Here is a 7,945-nt window from a genome sequence, read left to right as displayed (position 1 = left end):
TTACTCTCAAAGGTGACAGTTTTCCCGGTCAATCTTTCTGGGAAGACCGCCCGAAGCCTCTTTGACCTCGAAATCATTCCATTCTATATCGTTGAGCCTTGCGAGCAGTTCTTCTTTTGTCATTTTTGCGCGTATTAGACTGCAACGTTACTAATTTTTCGGCGATTCTTTTTACAATAGGTAGCCGAGAGCCACGGCTCAACTGTATATGAAGAAGAACTTCAATACATATATTGAAAGCCCGGCGGTGGACTATCTGCGTAATCTATGCTTGCGCGAGGGCGTATTACGCCACTATGACAGATATGTAGATTTGCACTGCAAGACGGCACAGCAGCGTTATAATGACCTTATTTCCAAACATCCCGACCTGTTTTCACTATTTCCGCTCAAAGACATAGCCTCGTTTCTGAATATAACTCAGACACATCTGAGCCGTCTGCGAAAAAATACTTAGACGCTATTGTCACTTTTCAACAAATGTTGAAGTCTATAATACGGCAACTTGTTAACTTTGCATCGTGAAATCGTAAGCATCAACTCTATGAAATCAATAATTATCACAATATCGGCTTTGTCTTGCGCTCTATCAGCTATGGCGCAGACAGAAACTGCGGATTCAATCCCGGCTCAGAAACTGCAAGAAGTTGTAATACAGGCTCCAAAGGTAATCCGCAAGGCAGATATGGATGTTTATCATCCCTCTAAAAGTGCCGTTGAACATTCTCAGAATGGCTTGCAGTTGCTAAACAATCTTATGATTCCGACCCTTACCGTCAGTGACGCACTCGGCACTATTCAAGCTGTCGGCCAGTCGGTACAAGTACGCATCAACGGTCGCGAATCATCAATCGAACAGGTGCGTACCCTTCTGCCCGAAACCATCAAACGTGTGGAATGGATAGACAACCCCGGCCTTCGCTACGGCGGAGCAAACTATGTGTTAAATTTCATCGTCTCCAATCCGACGGTCGGTGGCTCGCTGATGGCACAGGCTCGCCCGGCTCTCAACCAGGCTTGGGGCTTCTATATGGCGGATGCAAAATTCAATACCGGGCGATCGCAGTGGGAAGTTGGCGGCAACTTCAAGCTTACCAACAAGGTGAAGACTCATCGCGATTACACGGAGACTTTCACATATCCCGACGGCTCGACCTTGACCCGAGATGAGACCTCGCGCGGCGGAACGATGGATAATTCATTTGCCAATGCCTGGGCCTCATATAGCTACATCAAGCCAGACACAACTGTGTTTATGGCGGAGTTCGGCCTGTTCCAAAAGCTCACAGACAAATTTCTATATAATGGACTTTTATCGCTGAGCGACGGCTCAGACGATATACTCCTGACCGACTCCCATGGCGATAAAGGAGGAACCCCCTCTTTATCGTTATACTGGCAGCAGAATTTCGCTCGTAAGCAGATGCTTATCGTCAACTTCAACAGCTCATTCTATTTCGGGCGATCGTACTCCAACTATCTTGAACAATTGCCGGACGCCCGGAATCCTTGGGACTATGTTACTTCTATCAACACTGAAATCAAAGACCACAATCAAGCCTACGCAATAGAAGCTGATTACGTTAAGAATTGGACAAACGGACGCTTCACCGCCGGAGCATCCTACACTGCCAATAGAAACCGTTCACGCTATGACAATCTTGACGGAAGGATATTCCATCAGCGTCAGGACAAGGTCTATCTCTTTGCAGAATATTTTCATCGTTTCGGCAAATGGACTGCAACTGCCGGAATGGGTGTCCAGTATACCAATTTTCTTTTCAAGGAAACCGATCAAGGCACTCACACATGGAGTCCGCGTCCGCAGGCCACGATCACATATTCGCTGAATCAGAATCACAATTTCCGGCTGAACTTTACATCGTGGCAGTCCACACCGTCGCTAGCCGAAACCAACATCGTGCCGCAGCAGCTCGACGGCTTTCAGTGGCGCGTGGGCAATCAGAATCTGAAAACCGCCAACTCCTATATGCTCACTTTCCGCTACGGCTTCAACGTGCCTCGTGTCAGCGGTTCGTTCGGCGTCCGCGCCTTCACCTCGCCCAACGCCATCACTCCGCTTCTGCAGTGGGAGGGTGACAAACTAATCACCACATACGAGAACAGCTGCGGACTGCAGAACCTCTCGTTCTTTCTTGCACCCCAAATTGAAATAATCCCGAAATGGCTCATGTTAAGCGGATACGTTCAGTTCCGCATGGAGCACATGCGTGGCACCGGCTACACACATCGCAGCAACGCATGGAGCGGCAACGCCAATATACAACTTATGCACTGGGGCTTCGTGCTCAGCGGTCAGTACGTGAGGGCACAGCGCGACCTATGGGGTGAGAAAATCAGTTGGGGCGAAAACCTGAACATTATTGACCTCAGTTACAACTGGAAATCATGGCAGTTCTCGGCAGGTGTCATCATGCCTTTTGGCAAATACGACCAAGGCAGTAAGTCGCTAAGCAAGTGGAATCGAAACGAGCAACACATGCGCCTTGATATGCGTATGCCATACATCAGCGTATCATACAACCTGCAATGGGGTCGTCAGAAACGTGGAGCGCAGAAACTCATGGAAGTTGATGCCAACGCTGACCGCTCGACAGCAGGAGGAAGATGAACAGCAGCAAATTATTCATAGCGCATTGTTTCGGCGGGGGAGATTTTTGCTGCGAAGCAGGAGGGGAGGATTAGGCAGAGGTAGATGACAAAGACTGTGGCTGCGTTCAGGATGAGGATTGCCTGCCAGCTGATTTCAACAGGTACGAAATCAATGTAGTATGAATCAGGATCGAGAGGAAGGAAATGCCATCTGTCTTGAGCCCAGAGCAACGCCAGCATAAGGGCGTTGCCAATTACAATTCCGGTCAGGGCTATTCGTATCGCCATGTATATGAATATGCTTCTTACTTTTTTTACAGTAGCCCCGAGTGTGCGTATCAGTCCGATGAAACTCTTCTTGTCGAGAATGATGATGAGCATTCCTGATATGAGTGTGGCGCATGCGACGATTGTCATCAACACCAGAATCACTATAACATTCGTGTCAAGCAACGAGAGCCATCTTAAATATCCGGCACCCTGATTGAGTGCGTTGTCAACGCGGTAGTATTTATAAACAAGTCCTGAAGCGAGGGCCTCGTTCAATACTGCAGCGAGATGCTCGGCGTTTTGCTGTAGATTGTCGAAATCATCGGTAGTTATCGAAACCGAAGTGCCCTGGGTTCCGGATACTTCGCCGAGATTCTGAATCAGCGGAAGGCTGCCGTATACAAAAACATTGTCGTATGTGTCGAAGTGAGAATTGTATATGGCTGCGATTTCGAGTCGGCGTACTCTGATCGAGCCTGACATGAAGTATGTGTCGATCTTGTCTCCCGCCTTAAGGCGCAGCTGATCGGCAGCTTTGCGTGAAATCACTATCTTCATGTCGTTTCCCTCTTTGGAGAAGTCCGGCAGACTTCCCTCCTCGATGTTTGACGAAAGGAATTTCCTGAGTGCCTCTCCCTCCATGCTTTTGAGGTATATACCCTTGAAATCATCCGCTGTCTTGAGGATTGCCGGAATCGATGCCTCCAGAGAATAACTTGTGATAAAATCCTGTGAATCGAGGAGTGCTCGCAATGTGGGGGTGAGTGTTATAAGATTGGAGTCTTCCGGACCTGCGGGCACGGCATACAGGGTGATGTGTGAGTTAAACCCTATTACCTTGTCGCGGATTTCCCGCTTGAATCCCAATACAATGGCAATGGCGGCGAGCATCACCGCCACAGAAAGCGCCACGGCGGCGACTGCCACACGTATTGCGGGAGAACTGTGTCTTCCTCCCGATGCAAGAGAGAGTCTTTTAGCAAGATAGAGGGGATAACTCATGGCTTTCAGAACACAAACTGCAGGCGCGCCTGGATTATATTGACACCACGTCGCTCGCATACCGAAGAATTGCGCACATCAGTGTAGGAATAACGCAGGCGGGCTATCATATATTTATTGATGTAATAGTTCAGGGTAAGGTTCCAGTCGTTGGATATTCCGCCATCGATTCCCGCGGCATGACTGTCTGCATTCGTATAGTCATATCCGGCAACAAGCTCCAATGTCTTCGGCGATGGGAGGGCAAGGGCGCCTTCCGCTTCGGAGTATCTGTATTTGTTGTCGCCGAAAAGGAGACATCTCACCATTCCAAAAGTGCCGACGGCGTGATATGAGGGGATGCCATTGTGTCTGGGCACTTTCATGTAATAGAATTGCGATTCGAGCGCGAACCGGTCTTTGGAAAGGGTCAGTTCAGGGGAGAGTTTCCAGTCTCCCACCGCATCTGTCACATCCGCCTCCAGCATAGGCACCTTGCTGACCGTAGTGGGGAAAGACACCGAGAATGTGCGGAATCCGGCGGAAGCCTCCTCGTCGCCCGCATCGTTGATCAGACGGGTGTGTGATGCTGTCTCGTAAGACACCGATCCCCCGACATGTAGTATGGAACCGGGCTCGGTGTACGGATGCCACACGCCGCGCACCGAGCCGCCGACACTTACCTTCCCCTGCTCCGTGGCGTTGAGAGTCAGCGAACGACCGCCGACAAAAGCTGTAGCGCTCAGGAAATAAGAAGGATTGTAGCGGGTGTAGCCGAAACCGATCTTACCTGTCATCGTGCGGAAGAACGATTCCGAGATCTGCGGAAGCATGCCCGGCTTGTATGATGCCGAGCCACCGCCGCGTATGCCGAACTGAGGAATGAAATATCCGAGGCGCAGGTAATCCTTATCGCCAAGACCACGCTGTATATAGACATCCTTCATTCCTATTTTTCCATAGGAATAGCCGATTTCCACGCGAGCCATCCATTTCTGGTATTGCGCCCTTACTCCCGCCCTTATTTCAGGCAGAGCCGCGCCATCGCTGAAACCATCTTTCGAGGGGAGGTAAAATGCGCCGTCAACGTGTATGCGCCCTATAGGTGTTACGGTAATCTTATCCTGTGCCGAGACGGAGAATAGAGTAGAAAAGGAAGCGAGCAACAACAAGCATGCTAATTTGTGTGATTTTTTCATTGCTTAATTACTTATTGATGCATCTGCATTTTGCAGACGCGAAATAGGTGTTTTTAAACAGTTTTATAAATTGCGACAAAGTTAAGAAAAAATTTGGAGGAAAATTCAACAAATAGTAAATTTGCAGTTGAACTTCTCCAAACTTATCATTTTCTTAACAAAACGGTATGGTCCGGTTGAAGTGGAAACAAGGAATACTAACTTAAAGCTAAATACACATGGAACAAGAGTGTCAGAAGACGTGTCTGCATGACCGTCACGTTGCCTTGGGGGCATTGATGTCGCCCTTCGCCGGGTTCGATATGCCTATCCAGTATGCGGGCATCACCGAAGAGCATAACGCAGTGCGCCAGCACGTGGGAGTGTTTGACGTGAGCCATATGGGGGAGGTGCGCGTAAGCGGTCCCGACGCATATAAATTCGTCAGCCATATTTTTGTAAACGACGTGACCGGTGCTCCCGACGGTCAGATTTTCTACGGCATGATGTGCTATGAGAACGGCGGCACAGTCGATGACCTTCTTGTGTATAAGGTTAACGACGAGGAATATTTCCTTGTGATCAACGCCTCCAATATAGACAAGGACGTTGCGTGGATTCTTCAGAACGCAGAGGGATTCGATGTCAGAATCGAGGATCAGAGTCCTTATTACGGAGAAGTGGCGGTACAGGGTCCCGAGGCAGAGGCAGCCATGGAGAATATTCTCGGCATTACTGTAAAGGATATCGCATTCTACAATTTCAAGACAATGAATGTGGACGGCGAAGAGATCATAGTGAGCCGCACAGGATATACCGGAGAGGATGGTTTCGAGGTCTACGGCAGTCATGATTTCACTCGCAAAGTCTGGGATAAGCTCATGAAAGGGGGAGTGCAGCCTTGCGGACTGGGATGTCGCGACACCCTCCGTTTCGAGGTGGGCCTTCCACTTTATGGCGACGAACTGAGTGCTGACATAACTCCGATCGAGGCAAGCCTCAGTATGTTCGTGAAGCTTGACAAACCTGAATTTATCGGCAAGGAGGCGCTTGCTGCTCAGAAAGCCGAGGGTGTGAAACGTCGCATCGTGGGTCTTGAGCTTGAGGGGAATGCGATTCCGCGTCACGGATATCCTGTGGAGGTAAACGGCGAGCAGGTAGGAGAGATCACCACCGGCTACCGCTCCATCTCCACCGGCAAAAGCGTGGCAATGGCTATGGTCAACAAACCCTATGACAAGCTGGGAACCGAAGTGGAGGTCAGAATCCGCAAAAAGACCTTCCCCGCGAAAGTGGTCAAGAAACGCTTTTACGATAAAAACTATAAGAAATAAGCAAGTATTCAAATTTTAACGATAGCTAAAGATATGAGCAAAGTAATTGAAGGTCTGCTTTATGCAGAATCACACGAGTGGGTAAAGATCGAAGGCGACATCGCTACAATCGGTATCAGCGACTATGCGCAGCATGCGCTCGGCAACATCGTATATGTAGACATGCCTGAGGTCGGAGACGAAGTGACGGCAGGTGAGGATTTCGGTGCCGTAGAGTCTGTAAAGGCAGCCAGCGACCTTATCAGTCCGGTGTCGGGCGAGGTTGTGGAGATTAACGAGGAACTCGAAGACGCTCCCGAGGCTATCAATGCCGACGCTTTCGCAAACTGGATTATCAAAGTGAAGATTTCCGATTCTTCGGAGGCAGAGAATCTTCTTGATGCAGCCGCTTACGCAAAACTTTGTGAAAATGAGTAACAGATTCATCCCCCACACCGAGGAAGACATCCGCGTGATGCTTGACCGTATCGGTGTGCAGAGCGTCGATGATCTCTATGACGACATACCTGCCGAAGTGATCTTCAAGGAGGATTATGATATTCCTTCGGCAATGTCGGAGATGGAGCTTCGTCGCCATTTCAGTGAACTCGGCGCAAAGAACCGCACTCTCAAGGTGTTTGCCGGAGGCGGTGTCTATGACCACTATTCACCCTCAGTGATCTCCCATCTGCTCTCACGCAGCGAATTTTATACGGCATACACTCCCTATCAGCCGGAAATCTCGCAGGGCACGCTCCAGTATATTTTCGAATACCAGAGCATGATCAGCGAACTTACAGGCATGGAGTCCACTAACGCCTCCATGTATGACGGCGCGACTGCCGCCGCCGAGGTGATGTTCATGATGGTGGCGTCTGTCCGCAAGAAGAACAGAGTGCTTCTTTCAGCCACGCTTCCGGAAAATGTTCTTGAGGTGGTACGTACATATGCCGGCTTCCATGGCGTGGATCTCACGCTTGTTCCCGAGAAGGAGGGTGTTACCGATCTCGAGGCAATGAAAGTCGAACTGCGTGCCGGAGACGTTGCCGGAGTGCTTCTTCCATGTCCCAACCGTTACGGGATAGTAGAAGACTTCACGGGTTTTGCTGATGCCGTGCATGAGGTCAAGGGCATGATGGCAGTCTATGCCGATCCTTCGGCGCTGGCGGTTCTCAGAACACCTGCCGAGTGGGGTGCAGATGTAGCCTGCGGCGATGGTCAGACACTCGGAATGCCGATGCAGTTCGGCGGTCCCTACCTCGGCTTTATCTCCTGCAAGAGCCATATGTTGCGCAAAATGCCCGGACGTGTCGTGGGCGCGACCACGGATGGGTCGGGTAAGCGTTGCTATGTACTTACTCTTCAGGCACGCGAGCAGCACATACGCCGCGAGAAAGCTACAAGCAATATCTGCTCCAACCAGAGCCTGATGGCATTGTATGCCACCATATATCTCTCACTTATGGGTCATAAAGGTCTTGTGGAGGTAAACAGACTTTCTGCCGACGGCGCGCATTATCTTCACGACAAGCTCGTGGCAAGCGGCAAGTTCACACCGGCATTCGACAAACCTTTCCTTAAGGAATTCAC

Annotated in this window: 7 protein-coding genes; 5 read left to right on the top strand and 2 right to left on the bottom strand. The window is 50.0% G+C overall.

The genetic code is table 11. The features are described from left to right. The first annotated feature begins 208 nt into the window (after positions 1-208). The gene (locus JX312_RS06105; protein ID WP_204457398.1) at positions 209-457 is read left to right on the top strand and encodes a hypothetical protein; all 249 of its coding nucleotides are present in this window, start codon (positions 209-211) and stop codon (positions 455-457) included. 138 nt (positions 458-595) lie between these two features. Next, the gene (locus JX312_RS06100; protein ID WP_204457397.1) at positions 596-2,632 is read left to right on the top strand and encodes a hypothetical protein; all 2,037 of its coding nucleotides are present in this window, start codon (positions 596-598) and stop codon (positions 2,630-2,632) included. Positions 2,633-2,643: 11 nt separating this feature from the next. Here the strand turns inward: JX312_RS06100 and JX312_RS06095 are convergent, their stop codons facing one another. Together JX312_RS06095 and JX312_RS06090 are read right to left on the bottom strand one after the other, a co-directional pair. Further along, positions 2,644-3,885 carry an ABC transporter permease gene (locus JX312_RS06095; protein ID WP_204457396.1) on the bottom strand — a complete coding sequence of 414 codons (1,242 nt, stop codon included), beginning with the start codon at positions 3,883-3,885 and terminating at the stop codon, positions 2,644-2,646. 5 nt (positions 3,886-3,890) lie between these two features. Then, a complete protein-coding gene (locus JX312_RS06090) occupies positions 3,891-5,063 on the bottom strand; it encodes a porin (protein WP_204457395.1) in 1,173 nt (390 codons plus the stop codon). A 218-nt stretch (positions 5,064-5,281) separates the two neighbouring features. Here JX312_RS06090 and gcvT point away from each other — a divergent pair, with 218 nt between their 5' ends. The 3 genes from gcvT to gcvPA all read left to right on the top strand — a co-directional run. Further along, positions 5,282-6,376, top strand: coding sequence for a glycine cleavage system aminomethyltransferase GcvT (gene gcvT, locus JX312_RS06085; RefSeq protein WP_204457394.1), 1,095 nt, complete (start codon positions 5,282-5,284; stop codon positions 6,374-6,376). Positions 6,377-6,409: 33 nt separating this feature from the next. Next, a complete protein-coding gene (gcvH, locus tag JX312_RS06080) occupies positions 6,410-6,793 on the top strand; it encodes a glycine cleavage system protein GcvH (RefSeq protein WP_123405614.1) in 384 nt (127 codons plus the stop codon). Next, positions 6,786-7,945: aminomethyl-transferring glycine dehydrogenase subunit GcvPA (gene gcvPA, locus JX312_RS06075; protein WP_204457393.1), on the top strand; the 1,160-nt coding region annotated here is incomplete at its 3' end. The genes gcvH and gcvPA, both read left to right, overlap by 8 nt.

The sequence above is a fragment of the Barnesiella sp. CU968 genome, assembly GCF_905219685.1.
Classification (GTDB): Bacteria; Bacteroidota; Bacteroidia; order Bacteroidales; family Muribaculaceae; genus Lepagella; species Lepagella muris_A.
This window is presented reverse-complemented; position numbering and strand designations above follow the sequence as displayed.

Excerpts from the sequence above, each read along its gene's own strand:
- JX312_RS06105 (WP_204457398.1), top strand. The coding sequence starts at position 209 with ATGAAGAAGAACTTCAATACATATATTGAAAGCCCGGCGGTGGACTAT.
- JX312_RS06100 (WP_204457397.1), top strand. The coding sequence starts at position 596 with ATGGCGCAGACAGAAACTGCGGATTCAATCCCGGCTCAGAAACTGCAA.
- JX312_RS06095 (WP_204457396.1), bottom strand. The coding sequence starts at position 3,885 with ATGAGTTATCCCCTCTATCTTGCTAAAAGACTCTCTCTTGCATCGGGA.
- JX312_RS06090 (WP_204457395.1), bottom strand. The coding sequence starts at position 5,063 with ATGAAAAAATCACACAAATTAGCATGCTTGTTGTTGCTCGCTTCCTTT.
- gcvT (WP_204457394.1), top strand. The coding sequence starts at position 5,282 with ATGGAACAAGAGTGTCAGAAGACGTGTCTGCATGACCGTCACGTTGCC.
- gcvH (WP_123405614.1), top strand. The coding sequence starts at position 6,410 with ATGAGCAAAGTAATTGAAGGTCTGCTTTATGCAGAATCACACGAGTGG.